This window comes from Methylobacterium amylolyticum, from assembly GCF_030700245.1.
Lineage (GTDB): Bacteria > Pseudomonadota > Alphaproteobacteria > Rhizobiales > Beijerinckiaceae > Methylobacterium.
This window is the reverse complement of sequence record NZ_JAUYZI010000048.1, coordinates 1-26,621: the sequence shown is the minus strand read 5'-3', so window position 1 is coordinate 26,621 and position 26,621 is coordinate 1. Positions and strand designations below refer to the sequence as shown.

The window sequence follows — 26,621 nt, the reverse complement described above, 5'->3', positions numbered from 1 at the left end:
CGCAGCCGGGGGGCGACGTTTCGGGGGCGCCGCGCCATGTCGGGCGGCGCGACCGTACGGGAGAGGCGACGCATGAACTTCGAAAAATACACCGAGCGCGCCCGCGGCTTCGTCCAGGCGGCGCAGAACCTCGCGATGCGCGAGGGCCATCCCCAGCTCCAGCCGGGCCACCTCCTGAAGGTGCTGCTCGACGACCCCGAGGGCCTGTGCGCGGGCCTGATCGACCGGGCCGGCGGCCAGTCGCGCGTGGCGCTGGCGCAGACCGAGGCGTGGCTCGCCAAGCAGCCGAAGGTGTCCGGCAACGCCGCCGCGCCGCAGGCGACGCGCGAGCTGATGCGCCTGTTCGACACCGCCGAGAAGGCCGCCGAGAAGGCGGGCGATTCCTACGTCACGGTGGAGCGCCTGCTGCTGGCGCTCGCGGTGGAGAAGGATTCCGAGGCCGGCCGCGCGCTCCAGGCGGCGGGCGTCACCCCCGCCTCGCTCAACGCGGCGATCAACGCGCTGCGCAAGGGCCGCACCGCCGACAACGCCTCGGCCGAGAACGCCTACGACGCCCTGAAGAAGTACGCGCGCGACCTCACCGAGGCGGCGCGCTCGGGCAAGCTCGACCCGGTGATCGGCCGCGACGAGGAGATCCGCCGCACCATCCAGGTCCTGTCCCGGCGCACCAAGAACAACCCGGTGCTGATCGGCGAGCCGGGCGTGGGCAAGACCGCGATCGTCGAGGGTCTGGCCCTGCGCATCGTCAACGGCGACGTGCCCGAGAGCCTGAAGGAGAAGAGCCTGCTCGCCCTCGACATGGGCGCCCTGATCGCCGGCGCGAAGTACCGCGGCGAGTTCGAGGAGCGGTTGAAGGGGGTGCTCAACGAGGTGACCGCGGCCGAAGGCCAGATCATCCTGTTCATCGACGAGATGCACACGCTGGTCGGCGCCGGCAAGGCGGACGGGGCGATGGACGCCTCGAACCTGCTCAAGCCCGCGCTCGCCCGCGGCGAGCTGCACTGCGTCGGCGCGACCACGCTCGACGAGTACCGCAAGCACGTGGAGAAGGACGCCGCGCTCGCCCGCCGCTTCCAGCCGGTGTTCGTGTCCGAGCCGACCGTCGAGGACACGGTGTCGATCCTGCGCGGCCTGAAGGAGAAGTACGAGCAGCACCACGGCGTGCGTATCCAGGACTCGGCGCTCGTCGCGGCCGCGACGCTGTCGAACCGCTACATCACCGACCGCTTCCTGCCCGACAAGGCGATCGACCTCGTCGACGAGGCAGGCTCGCGCCTGCGCATGCAGGTCGATTCGAAGCCGGAGGAGCTCGACTCGATCGACCGCGAGATCGTCCGCCTCAAGATCGAGGCCGAGGCGCTGAAGAAGGAGACCGATTCCGCCTCCCGCGACCGCCTCGTGCGGCTGGAGGGTGAGCTGGCCAACCTCGAGGAGCGGTCGGCGTCGATCACCGCCCGCTGGAAGGCCGAGAAGGACAAGCTCGGCGCCGCCGCCGAGCTGAAGAGGAAGCTCGACGAGGCGCGCAACGATCTGGCCGCGGCGCAGCGCCAGGGCCAGTACCAGCGCGCGGGCGAACTCGCCTACGGCGTGATCCCGGGCCTGGAGAAGCAGCTCGCCGAGACCGAGGCGCAGGCCGAGAACGGCCGCGGCGCGATGATGGAGGAGGCGGTCACCCCCGCCCACGTCGCGGGCGTGGTCTCGCGCTGGACCGGCGTGCCGGTCGACAAGATGCTGGAGGGCGAGCGCGAGAAGCTCTTGGCGATGGAGGCGGCGCTCGGCCGGCGCGTCGTCGGCCAGCGCGAGGCGGTGGAGGCGGTCTCGACCGCGGTCCGCCGGGCGCGGGCCGGGCTCCAGGACCCGAACCGGCCGATCGGCTCGTTCATGTTCCTCGGCCCCACGGGCGTCGGCAAGACCGAGCTGACCAAGGCGCTCACCGGCTTCCTGTTCGACGACGACACGGCGCTCGTGCGCATCGACATGTCCGAGTACATGGAGAAGCACGCGGTCGCCCGCCTCATCGGCGCGCCTCCGGGCTACGTCGGCTACGAGGAGGGCGGGGCGCTCACGGAAGCCGTGCGGCGGCGGCCCTACCAGGTCGTGCTGTTCGACGAGGTCGAGAAGGCGCATCCGGACGTGTTCAACGTCCTCCTCCAGGTGCTCGACGACGGGCGCCTGACGGACGGGCAGGGCCGGACGGTCGACTTCCGCAACACGCTCCTGATCATGACCTCGAACCTCGGAGCCGAGTACCTCGTGAACCAGCCCGCGGGCCAGGACAGCGAGGCGGTGCGCGACGAGGTGATGGGCGTGGTGCGGGGCCACTTCCGGCCGGAGTTCCTGAACCGGGTCGACGAGATCATCCTGTTCCACCGCCTCAAGCGGGAGGAGATGGGCGCGATCGTCGACATCCAGCTCGGGCGGCTCCAGAAGCTCCTCGACGAGCGCAAGATCGCCCTCGACGTGGACGAGGAGGCGCGCGCGTGGCTCGCCGACAAGGGCTACGACCCGGCCTACGGGGCGCGGCCGCTGAAGCGGGTGATCCAGAAGAACGTCCAGGATCCGATGGCCGAATTGCTGCTCTCGGGCCGGATCCACGACGGGGAGGCGGTTCCGGTCCGTCTCGGCCCGATGGGCCTGATGATCGGCGACGTCACCGTGGGGGCCGAGCGCCGACCCGCGCACGCGACGCTGAACTGATTTTTTTCGAGACTGGGGGCGGCGCGTCGGGAACGGCGCGCCGCCCCTTTTCGCATGCAGGAGCGGCGCCGGTCGCCTATGGTCGTCGGAGAGGCATTGCAATCATCGTCGGCGTCGACGGCGTAGGACGCGTCATACGATTTCCGGGCGAACGCTCGGTCGTTCGAGCCCGCGCCGTCTTCGCGAGCGCAGCGAAGCGACCCAGGGCAGCGCGCGTTCTCCGGAGGTAGCGCCGCTGGGTTGCTTCGCTCCGCTCGCAAAGACGGACGGGAGCAACCAGAACGCTTCAGCCGAAAATCGTATCACCGGTCGCGGGCCGGCACCCTCCGGATCGCCCCCGCCAGCGCCGCCGCCTGCGCCCGGTCCCGGCACACGAGCCACAGGGCGTCGTGCGCCGAGAACTCTGCGTCGAACAGGTCGATCAGCGCCGCCGGGGGCGGTCCCAGATCCGGCCAGCGGAACAGGGAAAAACCCAGCGCCGCCAGCACCGGCAGCACGGGGGCGGCGTCCCAGAGCTTGTGGTTGCTCAGCGTCGCGTCGAGCCGGCCGGTGGCGAGCAGCGCCGCGTCGGCGATGGCGCCGCCCTCGCCCCAGGGGAACAGCCCCCGCGTGTAGTCCAGCGTGTAGCGCTGCGCCGCCACCGCGAGCCAGCCGACATGCCCGGTGCCGCCTTCCGGGACGGGCAGCGGTTCGAGGGCGCGGGTCCGCCGCCCGCCCCGGGTCGGCGCCCAGAACGCGCGGCCGTCGCGGGCGGCGAGCAGCAGGCCGGACGATTCCTCGGCGCCCTGCCGCCGGGGGAGGGCGGTGCGGTTCTCGTGCCAGCCCGGCAGGCTCATCACGCTCGCGACCGCCCGGCCGCTCCGGCAGGCGGCGAGCATCGTGCCCCAGCCGGGCAGGCCGCCCGCGTAGGACTTGGTGCCGTCGATCGGGTCGGCGACGAAGGTCCAGGCGTCGCGGGCGAGCAGGGCCGCCGCCCCTGCCCGGCTCAGGCTCCCGGCCGTCTCCTCCTCGATCAGGTCGGGGCCGAAGCGGGCGTGCAGCAGGCGGCTGATCGCCAGATCCGCCTCGGTGAGCGCCTGCCCGAGGTCCGGCCCCTTGTGCGCCACCGCGAGCCCGCCCGCGCGCAGGTCGAGGGCGATCCGCCCCGCCTCCTCGGCGAAGGCGAGCATCGCCGCCAGCACGTCCCCCGCGGGCGCGTCCGGGGCGATCACGGGGCGAACAGCGCGGGCCGCCGGAGCATCAGCGCCTGCACCAGCACGAGGGTCTTGAGATCGCGCAGGGTGCCGTCGCGGGCCGCCGCCGCGAGGTCGGCGAGCGGCACCTCGAACGCTTCGACCTGCTCGCCCTCGTGGTGCAGGCCGCCGCCCGCCGCCGCGCGGTCGGCCGCCGCGTAGGGGGCGAGGTAGAGCCACAGCCGCTCGGAGGAGATGCTCGGCATGCTGTAGGCGTGCGCCACGCGCTCCAGCCGGGTGAGGTGGAGCCCCGCCTCCTCCAGCGCCTCGCGGAGCGCCGTCGCCTCGGGAGCGTCGCCGTCGAGCCCCCCGGCCGGGGCCTCGTCGAGTTCGGCCGGCTCGCCCCAGAAGGCGGGCCCGACCCGGGCCTGCCGCACCAGCAGCGCCACCCGGCGCTCCGGATCGTAGGGCAGCACCACGGCCGCCTCGCCGTGGTCCTCCAGGGCGCGGGGCACGGTGCTGCCGTCCGGCTGCGTCAGGGTGGCGATGCCGAACGTGTTCCAGCCCCGGTGGATGATCCGCAGGGGCAGGGATGCGGGAGCGGACGCGGGAGCGGGAGGCGGTGCGCCCACGTCAGCGCCGGGTGTTGGCCGCGTTCTGGCCGAACATCACCTTCTTGGCATCCTCGCTCATGGTCTTGCCGAAGTCGGGGTTGACCTCCGGCGCCCGGGCGTAGGCGGCCTGCGTGGCCGGCCGCTCGGCGATGGCCTCGAACCAGCGCTTGAGGTTCGGGTGCGCGTCGAGATCCTGGCCCTGCTTCTCCCACGGCACGATCCACGGATAGGCGGCCATGTCGGCGATGGTGTAGTCCGGCCCCGCCACGAACGCCCGGTCGGCGAGCCGCCGGTCGAGGACGCCGTAGAGCCGGTTGGTCTCGTTGACGTAGCGGTCGATCGCGTAGGGGATCTTCTCCGGCGCGTATTGCGAGAAGTGGTGGTTCTGCCCGAGCATCGGCCCGAGCCCGCCCATCTGCCAGAACAGCCATTGCAGGGTCTCGACCCGGCCGCACAGCTCCTGAGGCAGGAATCGCCCCGTCTTCTCGGCGAGGTAGAGCAGGATTGCGCCGGACTCGAACACCGAGATCGTGCCGCCGCCGGACGGGTCGTGGTCGACGATCGCCGGCATGCGGTTGTTCGGGGCGATCTTGAGGAAGGCGGGGTCGAACTGATCGCCCTTGCCGATGTTCACCGGCTTGATCGCGTAGGGCAGGCCGGCCTCTTCCAGGAACATCGTGACCTTGTGGCCGTTCGGCGTCGGCCAGTAGTGCAGATCGATCATCGGGGCCTCGGGGCGCTGCGTGCGTGTCCGGGCCGAGGTGGGTCGGGGGCGGGGGCGGGTCAAGCGCCGGCCGCCGTGCGAACCCGGCAGCGGTCTCCGCCGTTGAGTCGGGCCGTGACACGCTCCCCGCGCCCGGAGGCTGCATGAGACCCGTCGCCCTCGCCGCATGCGGCCTGATCGCCGCTACGCCCGTCGCGGCGCAGACCTCGCCCTTTGCACCGGTTCCGTCGGCACCGGTGGGCGCGGGCGGCAGCCGGTCCTCCCAGGCGACCGGGAGCCCGCCCGAGATCATTCCCCTGGACAATGGCGACGCTCCCGGCACGGGCGGCGTCCGCGGCGTGCCGGGGGAGAACAACCCGGCCTACCTCGCCGTCCCTCCCGCCCGCACGGGCCCGATTCGCATCCCCAGGGATCCCTGAGCCAGGGGATTTCGAGCTCGCGGATCCCGGCGGCGCCCGGACCCTGTCCCGCCGAACCCGCTCCGCGCGGTGCCTCGGTCGGGCCCGGACCGCCGGGGACGGCGGAACCCGAATGGCGCGTGCTACGACCCGTCGCCTTGCGGGGGAACGACGACGCGGCTAGGGAATTGGAGCCCGCGAGGGCAGTCGGGGTGTGGCGCAGTCTGGTAGCGCACCTGGTTTGGGACCAGGGGGTCGTAGGTTCGAATCCTATCGCCCCGACCATTTTTGACGATCCGATCGACCACCGGCCCACCCGACAGGAGCCTTACGGACCGCGATGCCGAGCGCCCGCATCTTCCGCCCCGCCAAGGACGCGTCGCAGTCGGGAACCGCCCGCACCAAGATGTGGCTGCTGGAATTCGATCAGACGAGCCCGCGCGAGACCGATCCGCTGATGGGCTGGGTCGGCTCGTCCGACATGCTCCAGCAGGTGCGCCTGGAATTCGACACCCGCGAGGAGGCGGTGGCCTACGCCCAGCGCGAGGGCATCGCCTACCGGGTCGAGGAGCCGGCCAAGGCGGTCCCGCGCAAGGGCCTGTCCTACTCGGACAATTTCAAGTTCAACCGCACGGCGCCCTGGACGCACTGACGCGGCGCGTCCCGGGCCCGGGTCCCGGCTCAGCCCCGGGCCTTCAGCTCGTTGCGCGCCCGGGCGATCAGGCCGGGATAGCTCTTGCCGGGGTACCACGGCACCTTCGGCAGGTCGGCGAAGCCGGGCAGCCCCTCGACGTGGCGGCGCATGCGCTCCCGCATGCCGGCATCCGGCAGCGGCCCGTAGAGGGCCCCCATGTTGTCCGCTGCGTGGGCCGGGTTTGCGGTGGCCGGGATCGCGCAGGTGATCGCCGGGTGGGCGATCACCCATTTCAGGAAGAACTGGGCCCAGGAGCGCGCCCCGAACTCGGCCGCGAAGTCCGGCAGGGGCTGGCCCTCGACGAGCTTCATCAGCCGCGCCTTCTCCAGCGGCATGTTGACGAGCACCGCCGTGCCCTTGGCCTGCGCCGCGGGCAGCACCCGCTCCTCGGCCCGCCGCTCCAGGATCGAGTAGTGGACCTGCACGAGGTCGAGGTCGCCCTTCTCGACCCAGTCGGCGAGGATGCCGAAATAGGCGGGCTCGTGGTGGGTCGCGCCGACGTAGCGGATCCGGCCCTCCTTCTTCCACGCCTTGAGCAGCGGCACGACCACGTCGACGTTGACGAGGCTGTGGCACTGGAAGGCGTCGATCTTCTCCCGCCACAGGCGCAGTTGCGACTGCTCCATGCTCCGGCGCGCGTGGCTGTCGTCGCCCAGGAACTCGCCCGTCGACCAGATCTTGTTGGTGATGAACATGCCCCGGTCGAGGCCGAGCGCCGCCTTGAACGCCCCGACGTTGACCTCGCTCGCCCCGTAGAGCGGCGAGGTGTCGAACACCCGGGCGCCCCCTTCCCACGCCTGCCGGACCACCTCCTGAAGGTGGTCGCGGGGCATCCCCGGCAGCAGGTCGAAGGTCTGGTAGGTGCCGAGTCCGATCGCCGGCACGCTCTCGCCGGTGCGCGGGATGGTCTTCAGGATCGGCGCGTCGGCGGCGCGCGCGGGCGGCGGCGCCGTCGGCGCGCCCTGCGCGGCGGCGGTCCCGCCCGTCGCCGCCGCCGCGAGGCCGAGCGCCCCGCCCATCACCTGCCGCCGGCTCGCCCCGCCCCGTCCGTCCTGCATGGTGCGTTCCCCAATCCCTGCGTGTACATCCCCGCGTGTACACCCATGTCTGGCCCGGGCAGGTAGGGCCGGTCAGGACGCCCGGCGAGCCTCCCAGGCCGGGTAGGGCGAGGACCCCTCGGGCCGCAGGTGGACGAGGCGCATCGGCTGGTCGTCCAGCGGGCGGCACAGCTCCGCGTAGATCCCGGCGCTGCCGGCCCCGTGCGCCTCCGCCTCCTCGGCGGAATAGGCGAAGTAGCCCTCGCGGAAGCCCGCGAGCCGCATCGCCGCGTGGCACATCGGGCAGGGGCGCCCGCTCGCGTACATCACGCAGCCGGACAGGTCGCGGCCCAGCGTCCGGCTCGCGGCGCGCAGGGCGACCATCTCGGCGTGGTCGCTCGGATCCTCCGTCCGGTGGACGGTGTTGGCCGCCCGCGCCACCACCGCCCCGTCCCGGGTGATCACCGCCCCGTAGGGCGAGCCGCCCTCGGCGACGTTCGCCTCGGCGATCCGCACCGCCTCGCGCAAGAACTCCTCGTGTCCCGCCATCGCCCCCTCCGCGTCGCGCCCGTGGCGCGCGGCGCCAACGCGAGGATGGGCGGGCGGGTTCAGAACGCGTAGCGCACGGTGCAGTAGGGCAGGGCTTCGGCGAGCAGCGCCTTGAAGCGGGCGAGCCATTTCCCCTTCCAGCCGGTGCGGTAGCGCAGGTTGGCGCCCCCGCCCTGCGAGACCTTGGCCTCCTGGATGTCGGGCCGCCAGAGCAGGTCCTCCGCCTTCGGGTGCCAGCCGAGGTTGACCGCGTGCAGGTCCGCGTTGTGGGTCAGCATGATCACCTCGCACTTGAGCTGGCGCTTGGCGGCGTCCGACAGCGTGCCGTCGATCTGCGCGAACAGGTCCCGCCAGTCGGCCTCCCAGCCCTCGTAGAGGATCACGGGGGAGAAGTTGGCGTGGACCTCGTAGCCGGCGGCCACGAAGTCGTCGATCGCCGCGATCCGCTCGGAGATCGGCGCGGTGCGCACGTCGACCACCCGGGCGATCGTCGCGGGCATCAGCGAGAAGCGGATGCGGGTCTTCCCCTGCGGGTCGTAGTCGAGCAGGTCGCGGTTGACCGCCTTGGTCGCGAAGGACGCCTTGGCGTTCGGCAGGCCGCGGAACAGCTCGACGTAGTCGCGCACGCCGCCGTAGACGGCGGCGTCGACCGAGAGGTCGCCGTTCTCGCCGATGTCGTAGATCCAGCGCTCCGGGTCGATCGTGTCGGGCTCGGGCAGCGGGCCCTGCCGGCCGGCGTGGCGGGCGATCGCCGCGCAGGCCTGCTCGACGTTCACGAACAGCGAGATCGGGTTGGAGAAGCCCTTGCGCCGCGGCACGTAGCAGTAGGCGCAGGCCATCGCGCAGCCGTTCGAGGTCGAGGGCGCGATGAAGTGGGCGCTGCGGCCGTTCGGGCGCATGCTCAGGCCCTTCTTCACGCCGAGCACCAGGGTCGAGCGCTTGATGCGCACCCACTCCTCCACGGAGCCGGCGTTGCCGTGCAGCTCCGGGATGTTCCAGTGCGAGGGCACCGGGATCCGCGCCGCGTCGGGGAAGCGCTCCAGGATCTCGCGGCCGCGCGGGAACGCGTCCACCGCCGGCTCGTGGTAGATCGTGGTCACGTCGAGGAGGTCGCGGGTCAGCGGCATCGGATGTCCGGCGGGGCTACGGTGGAGGCCTACGGCACGTCGGGGGCATTTCCGGGCCCGGGGTCATTTCCGGACTTGGGGTCGTTTCCGGACTTGGGGTCATTTCCGGACTCGGGGGGCCCGCGCGAAACCTTCTGTTTGCCATTCCTCTTGCAGGTTCGCGCTGTGGCGGATGGCGCGGCGATGACACATCAGGACGGTGCGGGTTCCGCCGAGATCGACGGGCCCGAGCTCGCGCGGCTGACCCGGCGCGACCAGCTCGCGGCGGTGCGCCGCAGCGTGCTCATCGCCCTGCCGGTCAACGCCCTGCTCGGCCTGACCGGACTCGCGGTCGCGGCCCATTCCGGCCTCGGCCGGGCCGGGGCGGCGTGGTTCGCGGCCTCGCTCTCCGCCAACGTCCTGCGCGCCGCCCTGTGCCGCGCCCCCTGCCCGGGGCTCGCCCTGGCCGTGGGGGCGCCGCCCGAGACCGCCGCGGCGGCCGCCGCGGCGGTCGACCGTCACCTGCGCCTGTCCTGGCTCGCCGCCCTGCTCTCGGGCCTCGTCTGGGCCTGCCTGCCGATCCTGTGCGCGGGCTACACCGCCCCGCAGACCCTGTTCTACCTCACCGTGACCTGCGGCATCACCGCGGGCGCGGTCACGCACGGCACCGCCTTCGCCCGGATCCCGCTGGCCTTCATCGCCCCGCCGCTGCTGTCGGCGGTCGGCTGCCTCGCGCTGGCCGGGGGCTTCGACCGCCTGTGCCTCGCCGCGACCGTGCTGCTCTACCTCGCCGCGCTCGCCCGCGCCGCCTTCGAGAGCGAGGCGGCGTTCCGCGAGGCGAGCCGCCTGAAGAACGAGGCGACGGCGCTGGCCCGCTCCCGGGAGGCGGCCCGCGCTTCGGCGAGCGCACTCGCCGAGGCCATGGCCCACCGCGCCGCCCATGACGGCCTGACCGGGCTGCTGAACCGGGCCGGGTTCCTGTACCGGGCGCAGGCGCGGCCGGGGGCGGCCTGCCTGATGCTGCTCGACCTCGACGGCTTCAAGGCGGTCAACGACCTCTACGGCCACGGCGCGGGCGACCGGGTGCTGGCGGAGGTGGCCCGGCGCCTGCGCGAGGCCGTCCCCGCGCTCTGCCTCGTCGCCCGGCTCGGCGGCGACGAGTTCGCGGTGCTGTACGACCCCGCCGCCGGCCCGCCGCCCGCGGATCTCGCCGCGGCGCTGATCGCCGCCATCGCCCGGCCGTTCGAGAGCTTCGGCGCGGGCCGCCTCGGCGTCAGCATCGGCGTCCAGGAGGGCGCGGAGGCGAGCCTGACCGAGCGGCTCAGCCGCGCCGACGAGGCGCTCTACGCCGCCAAGGCCGCCGGGCGGAACCGCTTCCACCTGTTCGACGAGGACCTGCGCGGGCGCCTCGACATGCGGCGGGACAGCGAGCGCGACCTGTCGCAGGCGCTGGCCGAGGGGGCGCCGGAGGTCTGGTTCCAGCCGATCCGCGGCCCCGACGGGCGGACGCTGGCGGGCCTGGAGGCGCTGGTGCGCTGGCACCACCCGCGCCACGGCTGGGTGCCGCCGAACGAGATCGTCGCCGCCGCCGCGACGATGGGGCTCGCCGAATCGCTGCTGCGGCTCGTCCTGGAGCGGTCCTGCGCGATGATGCTGGACCTGCGCGCCCGCGGCCACGGCGCGGTGCGGGTGGCGATGAACGTCTCGCCGCGCGAGATGGCGCAGGTGCCGGTGGACGAGATCGTCCTCGACCGGCTGCGGGCGCTCGGCCTGCCGGCCGCCGCCTTCGAGATCGAGATCACCGAGGAGACCGCCCTCGACATCGCCGCGGTCGGGGACCGGCTCGCGGCCCTGTCCGGCGCGGGGGTGCGGGTGGCGCTGGACGATTTCGGGGCGGGCTACTCCTCGCTCTCGTCCCTGCGCCAGTTCCGCACCAGCCGGATCAAGATCGACCGCGCCCTCGTCACCGGCCTCGGCGGCTCCGACGACAAGCGCGGCATGGTGCAGGCGGTGCTGGGACTCGGCCGGTCGCTCGGGCTGGAGGTGGTGGCCGAAGGGGTGGAGACCGCCGAGGATCTCGCCGCGCTCCAGGCGCTGGGCTGCCCGTTCCTCCAGGGCTACCACCTCGGCCGGCCGATGCCGGCCGATGCGATCCTGGCCGCGCTCCCGGCCAGCGCGCCGCGCGCCGCCTGACCGCTTACCCCAGCCGGTAGTCGGCGAGCCGCGCCCGGCGGGCGCTGCGGCGGTAGGCGAGCACCGAGTCCGGCCACAGGGTGGTGTTGCGGCCTTGCGCGTCGAGATACCAGCTCCGGCAGCCGCCCGCGACCCAGATGCTGTCGTCGAGCCGCCCGCGCACGCCGGCCACGAACCGGGCCTGCGCCTCGGGCCGCACCTCGATCGTCCGCGCGCCCCGCTCCAGCGCCCGCAGGCAGTCGAGCACGTGGCGCACCTGGATCTCGATCATCGCGGTGATCGAGTTGTGGCCGAGGCCGGTGTTGGGCCCGACCAGCATGAAGTAGTTCGGGAAGCCCGCGACCGTGATCCCCTGGTAGGCCTGCATCCCGTCCGCCCAGGCCTCCGTGAGCCGCAGGCCGCCGCGGCCGACGATCTCGACCCGCCGGAAGCCCCCGGTCACGTCGAAGCCGGTGGCGTAGACCAGCGCGTCGAGGGCGTGCACGGTCCCGTCCGCCGTCGCGACGCCCGCGCGCGTGATCCGGGCGATCGTCCCGGTCTCGACCGTCACGTTCGGGCGCTGCAACGCCGGGTAGTACGCGTCCGAGATGAGCACCCGCTTGCAGCCGAGCCGGTAGCGCGGCGTCAGCTTCGCCCGCAGCGCCGGGTCGGGCACCGCCTTCTTCAGGTGGCGCCGGGCGATCGCCTCGGCCTGGTCGGTCAGCTTCGAGACCTTGGTGAAGCCGAACAGGGCACGCAGCTCGTGCAGCCAGAACAGCCGCGCCCGCTCCAGCCGGCGCAGCACCGGCAGGCGGCGGTAGCGCGCCCTGGCCGCCGCGGGGATCGGGCGGTCGTTCTTGGGCATGATCCAGGGCGGGGTGCGCTGGAACAGGGTGAGGTGGCCGGCCCGCGCGGCCAGTTCCGGCACGATCTGCACGGCGCTCGCCCCGGTGCCGATCACGCCGACGCGCTTGCCGTCGAGGTCCGCCCCGTGGTCCCAGGCCGCCGTGTGGAAGCTCGGGCCCGCGAAGCTCTCCCGCCCGGGGATGTCCGGGTAGGCCGGGTGGTGCAGGCCGCCGGTGCCGGAGACGATCGCCCGGGCCCGGATCGTCCCGCGGTCGGTCTGCGCTCGCCACAGGCCGGCCGCCTCGTCCCAGGCGGCGCCCAGCAGGGTCGTCTCCAGGCCGATCAGCGGCGTCAGGCCGTGCCGCTCGGCGGTCTCGCGCAGGTAGGCCTCGATCTCGGGCTGGCCGGCGTAGAGCCGCGTCCAGTCGGTCTTCGGGGCGAAGGACAGGGAGTAGAGGTGCGAGGGCACGTCGCAGGCCGCCCCGGGATAGGTGTTCTCCCGCCACGTGCCGCCGATGCCCGCGCCCTTCTCGATGACGCGGATCGGCCCGATCCCGGCCTGCCGGCAGCGGATCGCCATGGCGATGCCGGAGAAGCCCGCCCCGACGATCAGCACCGCCAGGATTTCTTCCGGGTCCGCGCCGCTCACGAGGCGCGCCCTCCGTCCGGCGCGTGGCGGGCGAGGAAGGCCGCCGCCGCGTCGAGGGAGGCCCGTGCCTCCGGCAAGAAGCCGTCGGCGAACTGCCACGCGTGCGCCACCACCGGGAACACGGTCAGCTCCGCCGTGACTCCCGCGGCGCGGGCCTTGTCGGCCATCCGCGCCGCGTCGTCGCGCAGCACCTCCCGGGCGCCGACGTGGAACAGCAGCGGCGGCAGGCCGGCCGGGTCGCCGTTGACCGGCGAGATGTACGGCGTCGCCGGGTCGGCCTCGCCCGCGTAGAGCGGCGCGATCCCCGCGATCGACCTGTCCGTGAACATCGCGTCCCAGGCCGCGTTCGCGGTCCGCGAGCCGCCCTCGGCGAGGAGGTCGGTCACCGGCGAGAACAGGCAGGCGGCCCAGGGCAGCGGCAGGCCGCGGTCGCGGGCGGCGAGCAGCAGCGCCAGCGCGAGGTTGCCGCCGGCCGATTCGCCCGCGAGGCAGGCCGGGCCCTCGGCGGCCAGCGCCGTCCAGGCGGCGACCACGTCGTCGAGGCCGGCCGGGAACGGGTGCTCGGGGGCGAGGCGGTAATCGGGCGCGAACACCGTGAAGCCGCGCCGGGCGAGCGCCCCCGTCACCGGCCGGTGGGTGCGCGGCGAGCAGGCGACGAAGCCGCCGCCGTGCACGTAGAGCATCCGCAGACCCGGGCCGGCGGCGGGCCGCACCCACTCGCCCGCCACGCCGCCGAGGCGGCCCGCCTCGAAGGTCACGCCCTTCGGATCCGGAAAGGTCGGGCCTTCGAGGATGCGCCGGACGGACGCCACGTCCGGCGCCCGCGCCAGCGGGGCCTTCACCTTGCGCCGGACCATCCAGGCGCCGAGATACGCGCGCAGGCTCGCCATTCAGGTTCTCCCGGCCGACAGGCGGGCGATCAGGCCCCAGTAGCCCGCCGGCATCAGCCGCTGGATCAGGGCGATGTTGCGCGCGTCGCGCCCGATCAGGATCCGCGGCGCCCGCCGCTCGATCCCGCGGGCGATCTCGGCGGCCGCCCGCTCCGGGGCGAGCGTCAGGAACTTCTCGAACGCGACCCGCCCGGCCTCGATCGCGAGCCGCGCCGCCTCCGCCGCCACCGGATCGTCCGGCAGCCGCGGGTTGCGGGCGTTGCGGGCGATGGCGGTGGCCACGCCCCCGGGATGCACGACGCTGACGCCGAGGCCCGTGCCGGCATACTCGTGCCGCAGCGCCTCGGAGAAGCCGCGCACCGCGAACTTGCTGGTGCAGTAGGCGACCTGCTCGGGCACGCCGATCAGCCCGAACACGCTGGAGACGTTGACGATCTGCGCCGCGGGCCGGGCGGTCAGCATCGGCAGAAAGGCGTGGCACAGCCGCACGACGGCGCGCAGGTTCACGTCCATCAGCCACTCGAAATCGTCGAGATGGGTGTCGGCGAACCGCCCGCCCAGCGCGACGCCCGCGTTGTTGACGAGGAGGTCGAGCCCGCCGAACCGCGCCGCCACCGCCTCCGGCAGCGCCCGGATCGCCGCGGCATCGACGAGGTCGATCACCGCCGTCTCGACGGCGGCCCCGGCCTGCGCCGCGGCCCGCGCCGTCCGGGCGAGCCCGTCCGCGTCGCGGTCGACCAGCATCAGCGCGCAGCCGCGCCGGGCGAGTTCGAGCGCCAGCGCCGCGCCGATGCCGCCGCCCGCGCCCGTCACCAGCCCGACCGCGCCCTGGAACCGGAACGTGCGGCTCATCGGTGACGTCTCCGAGGCGAAGTCCGGTCCAAGCGATCCTCCCCGGGTGACGAGCGCCCGCGGACGGCATAGGCGGCGCAAGCGCGGCTGCAAAGCCCGCCGGGCGCGGCATCGACGCCACAGGTCGTGGCCCGGGGCTTCCATGCGCGAGCGCGCCCGCTTCGATCGGCCGTATCCGGTTTAAGGGCTCGCGGAGGCGCTCTCCGTCTTTGCGAGCGGCAGCGAAGCAACCCAGGCGCGCCACGTCCGCCGGCCTCGCGCTGCCCTGGGTCGCTTCGCCTGCGGCTCGCGATGACGGCGCGGGTGGCGATAACGCAGTGATGAAGACCGGACACCGCATGACCGACCGCCTCCTCCACGCCGGCCTCAGCGTGCTCCTCCTGCTCGCGGTCGCCGTCCTGTTCTCGACGAACCGGCGGGCGATCCGCCCCCGGGTGGTGCTCACCGCGCTGGCGTTGCAGGTCGGGCTCGGGGCGCTGGTGCTGTTCGTGCCCGCGGGGCGGGCGGCGCTGGCGGCGGCGGCCGACGCGGTGGTGGCGGTGCTGGCCTACGGCGACCGCGGCACTGCCTTCCTGTTCGGGGGCCTCGTCGAGCCGAAGATGTTCGAGCTGTTCGGCGGCTCGGGCTTCATCCTGGCCCTGCGGGTGCTGCCGCAGATCCTCTACGTCTCGGCCCTGATCGCGGTGCTCTACCACCTCGGGGTCATGCAGGCGCTCGCCCGCGGCCTCGGCTGGGCGCTGCGGCGGGTGGTCGGCACCTCGCCGATCGAGTCGTTCTCGGCGGTGATCACCATCGCCATCGGCCAGAGCGAGATCGCGGTCGCCCTGCGGCCCTTCCTCGCCCTGCTGACCGGGGCGGAGCTGTTCGCGGTGATGTCGAGCGGGGCCGCCTCCACCGCCGGCTCGATCCTGGCGGGCTACGCGGCGCTCGGCGTGCCGATGACCTACCTGCTCGCCGCCTCCGTGATGGCGATCCCCGGCGGCCTGCTCTACGCCAAGATGCTGGTGCCCTCGACCGAGCCGACGCGGATCGTCTCGACCCGGGTCACGTTCGGCGAGACGCGCGCCGCCAACCTCATCGAGGCCGCCGCCGACGGCACCCAGAAGGGCCTCGCGGTCGCCGTCGCGGTCGGCGCGATGCTGATCGCCTTCGTCGGCCTGATCGCGCTGGCCGACGGTTTTTTTGGATTTCTAGGCTCGCTCGTCGGGTATCCGGGCGCGTCGATCCAGGGGGTGCTGGGCTGGGCGCTCAGCCCCCTGGCGTGGCTGCTCGGCGTGCCCTGGGAGCAGGCGGGGCTGGTCGGCGGCGCCATCGGCCAGAAGCTCGCCTTCAACGAGTTCCTGGCCTACGCCGGCCTGTCGCCGACCTTGAAGGCCGGGACCCTCGACCCGCGCTCCCAGGCGATCGTCTGCTTCGCCCTGTGCGGCTTCGCCAACTTCGCCTCGATCGCCATCCAGCTCGCGAGCTTCTCGAGCCTCGTGCCCGAGCGCCGCGCCGAGGTGGCGCGCTACGGGCTGCGGGCGATCCTGGCCGGCACCCTGTCGAACCTGACGAGCGCGGCCATCGCCGGGCTGTTCATCGGGTGAGGGGCCTCAGGCGGCCTTGCGGGCGGCGAGCAGCAGGGCGTTGGCGGGTGTCTTCTTCGGCAGCTTCAGCCAGCGGTCGAGGCGCGAGCCGACCGCGTAGGCGAGGGCGAGCGAGGCGATCCAGCCCCAGTTGAACCGGAAGTAGCGGCCGCGCGTGCGCACCGCCGAGGCCTTCACCATCCAGTAGATCACCGAATCGTGCTGGTCCATGCCGATCTCGTGCACCGCCTCGGCCGTGCAGCCGATCTCGCGGGCGAGCGTGCGCAGCGCGTTGTCGGTCCACCACGTCAGGTGGTGCGGCGGCGCGTTGAGCACGAAGTTCGGCAGGGTGGTGATCGGCGAGGGCCAGAACGGCACCCCGATCAGCACCATGCCGCCCGGCTTGACGCAAGCCGCGAGCGCCTTGGCGAAGCCGAGCGGGTCGGAGACGTGCTCCAGCACCTGGAAGACGCAGGCCACGTCGTAGACCGGCCCGACGCGCCGGCCGTGCGCCTCCAGCGTCTCGTTCAGGATCGCTCCGGTCGGATCCTCGGCGGCGAAGTTCGGGTCGAGCCCCGTGTAGGTGGCGCCGGCCGGCAGGTAGTTGCGGAAGCCGCCGTGGCCGCAGCCGACGTCGAGCACCCGCCCCCCCGGCGGCACGTGCTTCGCCGCCTGCTGGAACTCCAGGCGCACCGTCTCCGGCCCGGCGAGCTTCCCGTGCGCGTCGATCCGCTTGTAGAACGCCCGGTAGAACGCCTCGTCGCCGTCGACCGGCGGGTGGAAGAAGGCCAGCCCGGTCGGCGATTCCCACAGGCGGATCGTGCCCACCGGCATCAGCAGCGGGCCGACATCGACGTGGCCCGAGTAGCGCCACAGGGCGGTGAGGAAGGTGGTGTCCAGGCGCTCGATGCAGCGGATCGCCGGGGCGCCGGTGATCGGGCAGGGCGGGATCGCGATCTCGGACGAGGCGGCAGCTCTGGGTGCGTTCGGGACCGGCTGCATCGTCTCTCTGGCTTGGAGCGGGTGCGGGCCCCGGGGGCGCCGCAGTGGGCGCTATCGGGCCGATTCGCACCGCCGCGTCAAGGGGCCGCCCGCCGCCGCCGGCCGGGCCGAGAGGTCACGATCGGGTCTGGACATACGAAAACGGCGCCGCTTCCGGGAAGCGGCGCCGCAAACGTTCGACCGAGCCGTGGGCTCAGTTGAAGGTGTCGATCTCGGCCGACTCGTAGCTGGTGACTTCCATGCCGACGCAGATCTCGGAGACGACGGGGGCGGTCCAGGCCATGACGGTGATCCTCAGGGTTCGGGTTTCAGGGGGGTGATGCGGGGGCGATCCCCGCGCGGCTCCGGCGGGAGCCGACGAAACTCAGTTGAAGGTGTCGATCTCGGCCGACTCGTAGCTCGTGACTTCCATGCCGACGCAGATCTCGGAGACGACGGGAGCGGTCCAGGCCATGACATCCTCCTCAGTTGTGATGCGCATCATATAGCCGATACCTGGGGCACGATACAAGCGGACACAACACTTATATTTCCCATAGGGTCGGTCCGCGCAGGCGCCTCGGGCGTCGTTCATCGGAGGGATTTCGTCGTCTCCGGGACGGATCGCCAGATCGTCACGCGATTCCTACCCCCTCGCGGGCTACGCTAGCGCATCGTCCTGGATATCGGATCCCGGACGATGCGCTATCCCATTGATCATGCATAATTTTTTCCGAAAGCCGGTGACCACCTTTCGGGACGATGCTCTATTCACACATCGTGTCGAGCCCGCGCGCCTCTCCCTCCCCCCTCTGCGGGGGAGGGTGGCCCGGCCGTGAGGCCGGGTCGGGAGAGGGGAGCCCGGCTTCAGGATCGATCACCGCAGTGGCCGCTGCGCGCCACCTCCGGCACCGTCGCTTCCCTCACCCGACCCCCTGCGGGGGCCCCCCTCTCCCGCAGAGGGGAGAGGGGGGCGCGGGGCCGCGATACGTGAATCCGGCAGCCCTTGCGGAGAGGCGCGGCCCGCGGGTCACAGTCCGGGCGCGTCCCCGGCGCCTCGAAAGGACCGGGCGGGTTACGGCTTGACGGAACCGGTTCCCGGGAGCAGAGGCGGCCGCGCGGCGGCGTCCCACCGGGCGTCGCCGGTCCCTCTCAGCATCGAGACGCGAAGCGACGTGCCCGACCGATCGTGCCTGCCGTGTCCGGCCGCGCGCCGTCCCGCCTGAGCCGCTGAAGGGCCCGGGGGACGCGGCGGCCGGCCGCGGCTCCTGATTCCCGCGGCGCGCCGCCTCCACCCGCGAGGCGCGTGATGAACGACATCGCCCCCCACGACGTCCGCGTCGAGCCCGCCGCCCTGGCGGCCCGGCTCTCCGACGAGCGCGCCCCCGACATCGTCGAGGCCCTGAACGAGGAGGCCCCGGAGGTCGCCGCCGCGATCCTGCTCGGGCTGCCGATGGAGCGGGCGATCGAGGTGCTCGACCAGCCCGAGCTCGAATGCGCGTCCGAGATCATCGAGATGCTGCCGCGCGACCGGGTGGCGGGCTTCCTCTCGGGGATGTCCGCCGACCGGGTCACCGACGTGTTCCGCGAGATCGAGGAGCCCGGCCGCTCCGACCTGCGCGCCCGGCTCGACGCCGAGACCCGCGGCGCGGTCGACCGGCTGTCGGCCTACGGCGAGGAGACGGTCGGCTCGCTGATGACCACCGAGTTCGTCACCGTGCCGGGCACGTGGACCGTGGGTCAGACGCTCGACCACGTCCGCCGGGTGGAGAAGACCCGGGAGACGATCTACGCGATCTTCGTGCTCGACCCGCGCACCCGGGCGCTGACCAAGGCGGTGACGCTGCGCCGGCTGATCGCGGGCGAGCCCGGGGCCAACGTGCTGTCGGTGGCCGCCGGGCGGGCGCCGCTCGCCGTCTCGCCCACCGCCAGCCGCGAGGAGGCGGCGCGCCTGATCTCGAAATACGACCTGCTGGCCCTGCCGGTGGTCGACGCGGTCGGCCACCTGATCGGCATCGTCACCGTCGACGACATGATCGACGCGATGGTCGAGAAGCAGACCCAGGACGTGCAGCGCTTCGGCGGCATGGAGGCCCTGCCCGAGCCCTACATGGACATCGGCTTCCTGACGATGATCCGCAAGCGCGCCGGCTGGCTGTGCGCCCTGTTCCTGTCGGAGATGCTGACCGCCTCCGCCATGCAGGGCTTCGAGGGCGAGTTGGAGAAGGCGATCGTCCTGACCCTGTTCATCCCGCTGATCATGAGCTCGGGCGGCAATTCCGGCTCCCAGGCGACCTCGCTGCTGATCCGGGCGCTGGCGCTCCACCAGATCCGCCTGCGCGACTGGTGGCGGGTGGCCCTGCGCGAGCTGCCCACCGGCATCGTGCTCGGCGCGATCCTCGGGGTGATCGCGGTGGTGCGGATCGTGGCGTGGCAGAAGCTCGGCCTGTACGATTACGGCCCGCACTGGCCGCTGGTGGCCGCCACCGTCGGCGCGGCGCTCGTCGGCATCGTCACCTTCGGCTCGCTCGCCGGCTCGATGCTGCCGTTCCTGCTCCAGCGGATCGGCTTCGACCCGGCCACCGCCTCGGCGCCGTTCGTGGCGACGCTGGTCGATGTCACCGGGCTCGTCATCTACTTTTCCGTGGCGCTGCTGATCCTGCGCGGCACGCTGCTCTGATCCCGGCCGGATCGCGGGGCGCACGGTTACAGGTTCGACCGACCCTCGCCGAACCGGCGTTCCGCGCCGTCTCATCGGCCGCGCGCCGTCCTACGTTCGCAGCCCCGCCGGACGGCCCCGTCCGCGCGGCGGCAGCGGAGGACAGTTCATGCCCAGCCCCACCCTCGAGGCCGCCCTGGGCGGCGAGGTGGCCGAGACCACGACGACCTCGCCCGATCAGGTCCAGCGCCTCGTCGCCCGGGCGCGGGAGGCGCAGGCCGTGTTCGAGACCTTCCCGCAGGAGCGGGTCGATGCGATCGTGCGCGACTTCGCCAAGTACGTCTACGACAACGCCGAGGCGCTGGCCGGCATGGCGCACAAGGAGACCGCCCTCGGCGTCTACGAGGACAAGGTCGCCAAGGCGAAGGGCAAGTCGCGGGTCATCTGGCACAACCTCAAGGGCAAGAAGTCCCGCGGCATCATCGGCGAGGATCCGGAGAACGGCCTCACCCTGGTCGCCAAGCCGATGGGCGTGGTCGGCGCGGTCTGCCCGGTCACCAACCCGATCGTCACGCCGATGTGCAACGCGATGTTCGCGCTGAAGGCCGGCAACGCCATCATCTTCGCGCCCCACCCCAAGGCCGACGACGCCACGTGGCACCTCACCAAGGAGTACCAGCGCATCGTGCGCGAGCACGGCGGCCCCGACCATCTCGTCCAGGCGGTGCGGCGCGGCTCGGTGCAGACGACGCAGACGCTGATGAAGGCGGTCGACGTGGTGGTCGCCACCGGCGGCGGCGCCATGGTCAAGTCGGCCTATTCCTCGGGCAAGCCGTCCTACGGCGTCGGCGCGGGCAACGTGCCGGTGGTGATCGACCGCGGCGTCGACCTGCGCGAGGCGGCCGAGAAGATCGTCGCGGGCGCGTCGTTCGACAACGGCATCATCTGCTCGCACGAGCAGTTCGTGCTCGCCCCCGAGGAGCACTACGCCGACACGGTGGCGGCCTTCCGCGACACCGGCCGGGTGTTCTTCACCGACGATCCGGCCGAGGTCGACCGGGTCCGCGCGGTGGTGTTCGTGGACGGGCACCTGAACAAGGACGTGGTCGGGCGCTCCGCCCAGGAGATCGGCGCCAAGGCCGGGCTGCGGGTGCCGGAGGGTGCGCGGATCATCCTCGTGCCCGCCGACGGGGCCGGCGACGACGACATCCTGGCCAAGGAGAAGCTCTGCCCGGTGGTGGCGATCCTGCCCTACCGCAGCTTCGAGGAGGCGGTGGAGTTGGCCAAGGCGAACCTGCTGGTGGAAGGCGCGGGCCACTCGGCGGCGCTGCATTCCGGCGATCCGGCGCATATCCGGATGATGGGCCTCGCCCTGCCGGTGAGCCGGCTCGTGGTGAACCAGTCCTCGGCGCTCACCGCCGGCGGCTCGCTGACCAACGGCTTCGCGCCGACCACGACGCTGGGCTGCGGCTCCTGGGGCGGCAACTCGATCTCCGAGAACCTCGACTACAAGCACCTGATGAACGTCTCGCGCATCGGCGACGTGATCGCACGGCCGGTGCCGAGCGACGAGGAGATCTGGGCGGCCTGACGCCGCGCCCGAGCAGGTTTCGCCGAAGCGGTCGCCGGTTCGGCGTCGAGAACCTGCGATCCTTCAAGGATCTGAGCGGGTGAAGCGTTGGCGTGCCGACAGTCCACGACAGATTGGAGTTTACGCCGGCCGATCCTACCAACCCCCTCATCCTGAGGTGCCCCTTGCCTTGGCAAGGGGCCTCGAAGGAGTCCTCCAGCCGGCCGCGCGATCCCTGGAGGTCTCCTTCGAGGCCCGCTCTCGCGGGCACCTCAGGATGAGGTCGAGGGTCCGAAACGCCCCTCGGCTCGCCGCGTCGTGTCCCGTGTGGCGTGCCGACGCGAACCTGTTAGAAAAAAAGATCGCGGCGGGTCCAAGGATCCGGCGTCCCGGCGCGTCACAGGATCGACGCCGCCGGGACGAGCCCGGGGTGACCGGAGCCGGGACAGAGGATGCTGCTCGCCGCGTCCCAGGACATGCCGCCGCGTGAAGCGCCGCGCCCGCCCCCCGAGGCCGAGCGCGACGCGGACCTCGCCCGCCGCGCGGCCGCGGGCGAGCGCGCGGCGTTCGAGGCGCTGCTGCGCCGCCACTACGACCGGATGCACCGCGTCGCGTGGCGGATGACCGGCTCGCGCCACGACGCCGAGGACATCGCGCAGGAGGTGTGCTGCGCCCTCGTCACCCGCATCGCCGGCTACCGCGGCGAGGCGACGGTGGCGACGTGGCTCACCGGCATCGTGATCAACGCCTGCCGCGATCACCACCGCCGCCGCGCCACCCTGGGACGCCTGAAGGACGGGCTCGCCGTGCTGGTCGGGCTCGCGCCGGGGCCGGACGGGCGCGACCTCCACCGGCGGGCGTGGCTCGCCGGGGCGCTCGCCCGGCTCGACGCCCCCTTGCGCGAGACGGTGGTGCTCGTCGGCGGCGAGGGCCTGACCCACGCGGAGGCCGCCGCCGCCCTCGGGCTCGCCGAATCCACCGTCTCCTGGCGCCTGCACGAAGCGCGCCGCATCCTGAAGACGCACGAGGCCCGCGATGGCGCCTGAGACCGAGACCCTGCCGCCCGCGCCGGCCCCGGACCCCGCCGCCCGGGAGGCCGCGCTCGGGGTGGCGCTCGCGCGGTTCGACGCCGCGCAGGGCCGCCACGGCCCGTCGCGCCACCCGTCGCACCAAGGAAATCCGGAGCCGGCGCGTCCGAGGAGGCGCAACGCCGTCCCGGAGACCCGCTTCATGGCCCGAACCCGCCTCGCCGTCGCGACGATCGCCGTCGCGCTGATCGCCGCTCCGATCGCCTGGGAAGCCGCCCGCGAACCCGCCCCGGAATCCGGTCCCCGGAGCGACGCGCCCCCCCCGCCCGGCACCGCCCCGACCCCGAAGGACGAGCCCGCCGGGCCCGCGGCGCCGGCCCCGCTCCCCGCCCGGCCGTCCGAGCCGCCGGCGGCCGAGCTTCCCACGCCGGCCCCGCGGATCGTGCAGGCCGAGCCGCGCAAGCCCGAGCCGCTGAAGACCGAGCCGCCGAAGGACGAGGCCCGGCCCGGGGCCGCGGCCGCGACGGCCCGGGAGACGGCCCGGGAGACGGCCCGGGAGACGGCCGAGCGCGCGCGGTCCGCGGAGGCGGCGGCCGCCGCGCCCGCCCGCGCGCGCTCGCTCGGCCAGCAGGAGAGCCGCGCCGCGCTCCTCGCCGTGCCGCCCCCGCCCGCGCCCGCGCCGCGGGCTGCGCCGATGGTCGGGCTCGGCTTCGGCGGCGACGCGCCGGCGAGGCGGGCGGCCGAGGCGCCGAGCGCGTCCGAGCCCGCGGGCGGCGACCGGTTCGCCGCCGCGGCCCAGTCCGGCTTCCACGCGGTCGCCGAGCAGCCGGTCTCGACCGTCTCGATCGACGTGGACACCGCCTCCTACGGCTTCGTCCGCGCCGCGCTCGCCCGCAACGTCCTGCCGCCGAAGGACGCGGTGCGGCCCGAGGAGATGATCAACTACTTCCCCTACGCCTATCCGGGCCCGGCCGACGCCGAGGCGCCGTTCCGGATCGACGCGGCCGTCCTGCCGAGCCCCTGGGCGGCGGGCCGCAAGATCGTGCGGATCGGCGTCCAGGGCTACGCGCTGCGGCCGGCCGAGCGCCCGGCGGCCAACCTCGTGTTCCTGATCGACACGTCGGGCTCGATGGGGTCCCCGAACCGGCTGCCGCTGGTCAAGCAGGCGCTCGCGATGCTGCTGACCCGGCTCGACCGGCGCGACCGGGTGGCGATCGTCACCTATGCCGGGCAGGCCGGCATCGCGCTGGAGCCGACGCCGGCCGACCAGGCGCGCCGGATCCTCGGCGTGATCGACGGGCTGGAGGCCGGGGGCGGCACGGCGGGCGGGGAGGGGCTGCGGCAGGCCTACGCGCTGGCCGAGCGCAGCCTCGACCCGAACGGCGTCAACCGCGTGGTGCTGGCCACCGACGGCGACTTCAACGTCGGCATCGCCGGCCGCGAGGCGCTGACGGACTTCGTGTCGCGCGAGCGCGGCAAGGGGATCTTCCTGTCCGTGCTCGGCTTCGGCATGGGCAACTACAACGACGCGCTGATGCAGGCGCTCGCCCAGAACGGCAACGGCGCGGCGGCCTACATCGACACGCTCGGCGAGGCCCGCAAGGTGCTCGTCGAGGAGGCGACCGCGACGCTGATCCCGATCGCAAAGGACGTGAAGATCCAGGTCGAGTTCAACCCGGCCGCGGTCGCCGAGTACCGGCTGATCGGCTACGAGACCCGGGCGCTCGCCCGCGAGGACTTTTCCAACGACGCGGTGGACGCGGGCGAGGTCGGCTCCGGCCAGAGCGTCACCGCGCTCTACGAGATCGTGCCGACGGGGGGCCCGAGCGTGCTCGGCCGGCTGCGCTACGGCAAGGCGGAGCCCAAAGCCGCCGGGACCGGCACCGGGGACGCGGCCGAGTACGGCCACGTGGCGGTGCGCTACAAGCTGCCGGACGAGGCCGGGAGCCGGCTGATCGAGGCGCCGATCGGCCGGGCCGGGGAGGCGGCGGCCTTCGCGGAAGCCCCGCAGGAGGCCCGGTTCGCGGTCGCGGTGGCCGGCTTCGCCGAGATCCTGCGCGGCGGCAAATACCTCGGTGGGTTCAACCTCGACGACGTGGCCCGCATCGCCGCGGCGGCCAAGGGCGAGGATCCCTACGGCTACCGCGGCGAGTTCGTGCAGCTCGTGCGCGCCGCGAAGACCGCCAAGGCGCTGGCGCCGCTGCGGCCGTGAGGGGTGCGGACGGCAGACCGAACCGCCGCGTCTCCCTCCCCCCTCTGCGGGGGAGGGTGGCCAAGAAGGCGCCCTTCGCGTGAGGCCGGGTCGGGAGAGGGGAGCCCGGCTTCAGGCAGAGGCGCGACCGTCACGCAGGGCACGGCCCGATCCTGCACCGGCGCTCCCCTCACCCGACACCCTTCGGGCGCCATCCTCTCCCGCAGAGGGGAGAGGCGCGCCCGGCCACGATGCGGGAACCCGGTGGACCGCAAAGGGGAGAGGCGGCGCGTGGCGGGGGCGTCGCCCGCTTAGCCCGCGGCGGCCGCGAGCCGCTTGCGCTGGACCTTGCCGTTGGCGGTGCGCGGCAGGGCGTCGAGGAAGCGGATCTCGCGGGGGCGCTTGTAGGCGGCCAGCCGCTCGGCGCACCACGCGAGCAGGGCGTCGGCGTCCGGCGCGGCCCCGGGCTGGAGCACCACGAAACCGCAGATCACCGACACGTCGGCCCGCACCGGCAGCTCGGCCACCCCGACCTCGGCCACGCTGGGGTGGGTGGCCAGCACCACCTCGACCTCGTTCGGCGCGACCCGGTAGCCCATCGCCTTCATCAGGTCGTTGTTGCGGCCCTCGAACCAGAGGTAGCCGTCGGCGTCGAGGCGGGCGAGGTCGCCGCCGACGAACCAGTCGCCGCGGAAGACCTCGGCCTCCTCCTCGGGGCGGTGCCAGTAGCCGAGCATCAGCCCCGGCTCGGAGCGGTGGACGGCGAGCAGCCCGCTCTCGCCGGCCGGCAGCGGCACCGGCGCGCCCTCGACCGGCAGGATCGCCACGCGCCGGCCCGGCTGCGGCTTGCCCGGCGAGCCGGGGCGCACGGGGATCGTCGGGCCGCTGGAGATGTAGGTGGAGATCTCGCTCATCCCCAGCGCCTCGTAGAGCGGCTTGCCCGTCGCCGCGGTCCAGGCGTCGAGGAGGTCCACCGGCAGCGGCTCGCCCGCCGTGCAGCCGTGGCGCAGGCGGGAGAGATCGTGGGCCGGCAGGTCGCCGTACTTGAGGATCTGCCGGTAGAGGGTCGGCACCGCGGCGAACAGGGTGGCCCCGTACTCGGCCATCAGCCGCGGCCAGACGGACGGGTCGCGCGGGCCGTTGTAGAGCACCGTGGTGGCCCCGACCGACCACGGGTCGCTCAGGCCGACGCCGAGCGTGTAGGTCCAGTTCATCGTGCCCGCGTGGAGCATCACGTCGGTCTCGGTCAGCCCGACCCAGTGGTCGACCATCGGCCGCCGCCCGTAGGCCGCGCGGTGGCCGTGCAGCACGCCCTTCGGCCGGCTGGTGGTGCCGGAGGTGTAGATCAGCATCGCCGGGTCGTCGGCGGCGGTGTCGGCGTAGCCGGGCAGGGGCGGACCGGCCTTCAGCGCGGCGATTCCGTCCGCGTCGAGCCGCAGCCGTCCGCCGAGCGCCGCCGGGCTCACGGTGCAGCCGCCGCCGATCGCCACCGCGGCCGCCCCGGAATTCTCCATCAGGAAGGCGGCCTCGGGCTCGGTGAGTTGCGGCGAGGAGGGCAGGGCGACGAGGCCCGCGGCCATCGCGCCGAAATGGAGCAGGGCGTAGTCCGCGTCGTTGCCCATGCGGATCATCACCCGGTCGCCGGGCTTCAGCCCCAGGCCGAGCAGCCCCGCCGCGATGCCGCGCACCGCCCGGTCGACCTCCGCGAAGGTGAGGCGGGAGACGGTGCCGTCGCCGACCAGGATCAGCGCGGTCTTGTCGGGGCGCAGCCGCGCGTTGTCGGCGAGGCAGTACCGGGCCGCGTTGAAGCGGGCGGGCGGGTGACGGTCGTCGGACACCGGGCGTTCTCCCCCGAACGGTGACGGGGATCTCCCGCATCGGGGGCGGGACCGTCAATGGCGGGATCGGGCGACCCAGGGCGCCGGTCCCCCTCCATGGCCGGGATTCAGAAGAAAAAAAACAAAAACATTGACTTTTGTCCTGATGCGTGGTTCTGATGAGCCATCCGCTGCCCGGCGGGGCGGGGTCCTTCCGGACTTCGCCCCGCCCAGGGAGCCCCCCGGTGACCGACCGGGGCGGTTCGGGCGGCGGGGCGGTGCCCGCGTCGGCGACTTCGGTCGTCGCCGCCCCGGGCGGCGCGTCCGGTGCGGGACGGCTCGGGTGCGGGCATGGAGGCAGGGGCGTACGCGCCCGGCGCGGCACCAAATGAGCCGCGCCCGGACCCCAT

Annotated in this window: 22 protein-coding genes and 1 tRNA gene; 10 read left to right on the top strand and 13 right to left on the bottom strand. The window is 73.4% G+C overall.

Going from position 1 to position 26,621, the window contains the following annotated elements:
* Nucleotides 1-72 precede the first annotated feature (72 nt).
* The gene (gene clpB / locus Q8W71_RS25755; RefSeq protein WP_305528269.1) at nt 73-2,697 is read left to right on the top strand and encodes an ATP-dependent chaperone ClpB; all 2,625 of its coding nucleotides are present in this window, start codon (nt 73-75) and stop codon (nt 2,695-2,697) included.
* Between the two features lie 302 nt (nt 2,698-2,999).
* Here the strand turns inward: clpB and Q8W71_RS25750 are convergent, their stop codons facing one another.
* Genes Q8W71_RS25750 through Q8W71_RS25740 form a run of 3 tightly spaced genes read right to left on the bottom strand, consistent with a single transcriptional unit; the run spans nt 3,000 to nt 5,207 of the window.
* The gene (locus tag Q8W71_RS25750) at nt 3,000-3,908 is read right to left on the bottom strand and encodes an inositol monophosphatase family protein (RefSeq protein WP_305528268.1); all 909 of its coding nucleotides are present in this window, start codon (nt 3,906-3,908) and stop codon (nt 3,000-3,002) included.
* Nucleotides 3,905-4,501 (bottom strand): NUDIX domain-containing protein, encoded by a 597-nt coding sequence (locus tag Q8W71_RS25745; protein WP_305528267.1) that lies wholly within the window; start codon nt 4,499-4,501, stop codon nt 3,905-3,907. The genes Q8W71_RS25750 and Q8W71_RS25745 overlap by 4 nt, the downstream gene beginning before the upstream one ends.
* A 1-nt stretch (nt 4,502) precedes the next feature.
* Nucleotides 4,503-5,207 carry a glutathione binding-like protein gene (locus Q8W71_RS25740; RefSeq protein ID WP_305528266.1) on the bottom strand — a complete coding sequence of 235 codons (705 nt, stop codon included), beginning with the start codon at nt 5,205-5,207 and terminating at the stop codon, nt 4,503-4,505.
* A gap of 143 nt (nt 5,208-5,350) precedes the next feature.
* On the opposite strand from Q8W71_RS25740, the gene Q8W71_RS25735 reads away from it, so the two are divergent.
* The 3 genes from Q8W71_RS25735 (at nt 5,351) to Q8W71_RS25725 (ending at nt 6,257) form a co-directional block, all read left to right on the top strand.
* A complete protein-coding gene (locus tag Q8W71_RS25735; protein ID WP_305528265.1) occupies nt 5,351-5,626 on the top strand; it encodes a hypothetical protein in 276 nt (91 codons plus the stop codon).
* A gap of 187 nt (nt 5,627-5,813) precedes the next feature.
* Nucleotides 5,814-5,890: transfer RNA gene (locus tag Q8W71_RS25730), tRNA-Pro, on the top strand.
* A 55-nt stretch (nt 5,891-5,945) separates the two neighbouring features.
* Nucleotides 5,946-6,257 (top strand): ETC complex I subunit, encoded by a 312-nt coding sequence (locus Q8W71_RS25725; RefSeq protein WP_305528264.1) that lies wholly within the window; start codon nt 5,946-5,948, stop codon nt 6,255-6,257.
* A 29-nt stretch (nt 6,258-6,286) separates the two neighbouring features.
* On the opposite strand, the gene Q8W71_RS25720 is transcribed toward Q8W71_RS25725, so the two are convergent.
* From Q8W71_RS25720 to Q8W71_RS25710, 3 genes are all read right to left on the bottom strand, one after another.
* Nucleotides 6,287-7,357, bottom strand: a complete 1,071-nt coding sequence (locus Q8W71_RS25720) for an aldo/keto reductase (protein WP_305528263.1) — start codon at nt 7,355-7,357, stop codon at nt 6,287-6,289.
* 72 nt (nt 7,358-7,429) lie between these two features.
* A complete protein-coding gene (locus Q8W71_RS25715; protein ID WP_305528262.1) occupies nt 7,430-7,885 on the bottom strand; it encodes a nucleoside deaminase in 456 nt (151 codons plus the stop codon).
* 59 nt (nt 7,886-7,944) lie between these two features.
* Nucleotides 7,945-9,012, bottom strand: coding sequence for a spore photoproduct lyase family protein (locus Q8W71_RS25710; RefSeq protein WP_305528261.1), 1,068 nt, complete (start codon nt 9,010-9,012; stop codon nt 7,945-7,947).
* A 183-nt stretch (nt 9,013-9,195) separates the two neighbouring features.
* On the opposite strand from Q8W71_RS25710, the gene Q8W71_RS25705 reads away from it, so the two are divergent.
* Nucleotides 9,196-11,184 (top strand): putative bifunctional diguanylate cyclase/phosphodiesterase, encoded by a 1,989-nt coding sequence (locus Q8W71_RS25705; protein ID WP_305528260.1) that lies wholly within the window; start codon nt 9,196-9,198, stop codon nt 11,182-11,184.
* A gap of 4 nt (nt 11,185-11,188) precedes the next feature.
* Here the strand turns inward: Q8W71_RS25705 and Q8W71_RS25700 are convergent, their stop codons facing one another.
* The 3 genes from Q8W71_RS25700 to Q8W71_RS25690 are packed head-to-tail and all read right to left on the bottom strand — an operon-like array spanning nt 11,189 to nt 14,400.
* Nucleotides 11,189-12,658: a flavin-containing monooxygenase gene (locus tag Q8W71_RS25700; RefSeq protein ID WP_305528259.1), complete on the bottom strand. Its 1,470-nt coding sequence runs from the start codon at nt 12,656-12,658 to the stop codon at nt 11,189-11,191.
* Nucleotides 12,655-13,548 carry an alpha/beta hydrolase gene (locus tag Q8W71_RS25695; protein ID WP_305528258.1) on the bottom strand — a complete coding sequence of 298 codons (894 nt, stop codon included), beginning with the start codon at nt 13,546-13,548 and terminating at the stop codon, nt 12,655-12,657. Before Q8W71_RS25695 ends, Q8W71_RS25700 begins: the two co-directional genes overlap by 4 nt.
* A complete protein-coding gene (locus Q8W71_RS25690) occupies nt 13,549-14,400 on the bottom strand; it encodes an SDR family NAD(P)-dependent oxidoreductase (RefSeq protein ID WP_305528257.1) in 852 nt (283 codons plus the stop codon). It lies immediately after the preceding gene.
* A 338-nt stretch (nt 14,401-14,738) separates the two neighbouring features.
* Here Q8W71_RS25690 and Q8W71_RS25685 point away from each other — a divergent pair, with 338 nt between their 5' ends.
* The gene (locus Q8W71_RS25685) at nt 14,739-15,986 is read left to right on the top strand and encodes a NupC/NupG family nucleoside CNT transporter (RefSeq protein WP_305528256.1); all 1,248 of its coding nucleotides are present in this window, start codon (nt 14,739-14,741) and stop codon (nt 15,984-15,986) included.
* A 6-nt stretch (nt 15,987-15,992) separates the two neighbouring features.
* On the opposite strand, the gene Q8W71_RS25680 is transcribed toward Q8W71_RS25685, so the two are convergent.
* The 3 genes from Q8W71_RS25680 to pqqA (Q8W71_RS25670) form a co-directional block, all read right to left on the bottom strand.
* A complete protein-coding gene (locus tag Q8W71_RS25680) occupies nt 15,993-16,967 on the bottom strand; it encodes a class I SAM-dependent methyltransferase (RefSeq protein ID WP_305528255.1) in 975 nt (324 codons plus the stop codon).
* Between the two features lie 193 nt (nt 16,968-17,160).
* On the bottom strand, nt 17,161-17,250 hold the full coding sequence (gene pqqA / locus Q8W71_RS25675) for a pyrroloquinoline quinone precursor peptide PqqA (RefSeq protein WP_305528254.1): 90 nt from the start codon (nt 17,248-17,250) through the stop codon (nt 17,161-17,163).
* An 81-nt stretch (nt 17,251-17,331) separates the two neighbouring features.
* A complete protein-coding gene (gene pqqA, locus Q8W71_RS25670; RefSeq protein ID WP_305528254.1) occupies nt 17,332-17,421 on the bottom strand; it encodes a pyrroloquinoline quinone precursor peptide PqqA in 90 nt (29 codons plus the stop codon).
* A gap of 834 nt (nt 17,422-18,255) precedes the next feature.
* Between pqqA (Q8W71_RS25670) and mgtE the strand changes: the two genes are divergently transcribed.
* The 4 genes from mgtE to Q8W71_RS25650 all read left to right on the top strand — a co-directional run bounded on the left by mgtE (nt 18,256) and on the right by Q8W71_RS25650 (nt 24,415).
* Nucleotides 18,256-19,626: a magnesium transporter gene (gene mgtE / locus Q8W71_RS25665; protein ID WP_305528253.1), complete on the top strand. Its 1,371-nt coding sequence runs from the start codon at nt 18,256-18,258 to the stop codon at nt 19,624-19,626.
* Nucleotides 19,627-19,774: 148 nt separating this feature from the next.
* Nucleotides 19,775-21,196, top strand: a complete 1,422-nt coding sequence (locus tag Q8W71_RS25660; protein ID WP_305528252.1) for an aldehyde dehydrogenase family protein — start codon at nt 19,775-19,777, stop codon at nt 21,194-21,196.
* A 431-nt stretch (nt 21,197-21,627) separates the two neighbouring features.
* Nucleotides 21,628-22,221, top strand: coding sequence for an RNA polymerase sigma factor (locus Q8W71_RS25655; protein WP_305528251.1), 594 nt, complete (start codon nt 21,628-21,630; stop codon nt 22,219-22,221).
* Nucleotides 22,211-24,415 (top strand): vWA domain-containing protein, encoded by a 2,205-nt coding sequence (locus Q8W71_RS25650; protein WP_305528250.1) that lies wholly within the window; start codon nt 22,211-22,213, stop codon nt 24,413-24,415. Before Q8W71_RS25655 ends, Q8W71_RS25650 begins: the two co-directional genes overlap by 11 nt.
* 290 nt (nt 24,416-24,705) lie before the next feature.
* Here Q8W71_RS25650 and Q8W71_RS25645 read toward each other — a convergent pair whose 3' ends face one another.
* A complete protein-coding gene (locus Q8W71_RS25645) occupies nt 24,706-26,232 on the bottom strand; it encodes an acyl-CoA synthetase (RefSeq protein ID WP_305528249.1) in 1,527 nt (508 codons plus the stop codon).
* Nucleotides 26,233-26,621: the final 389 nt, after the last annotated feature.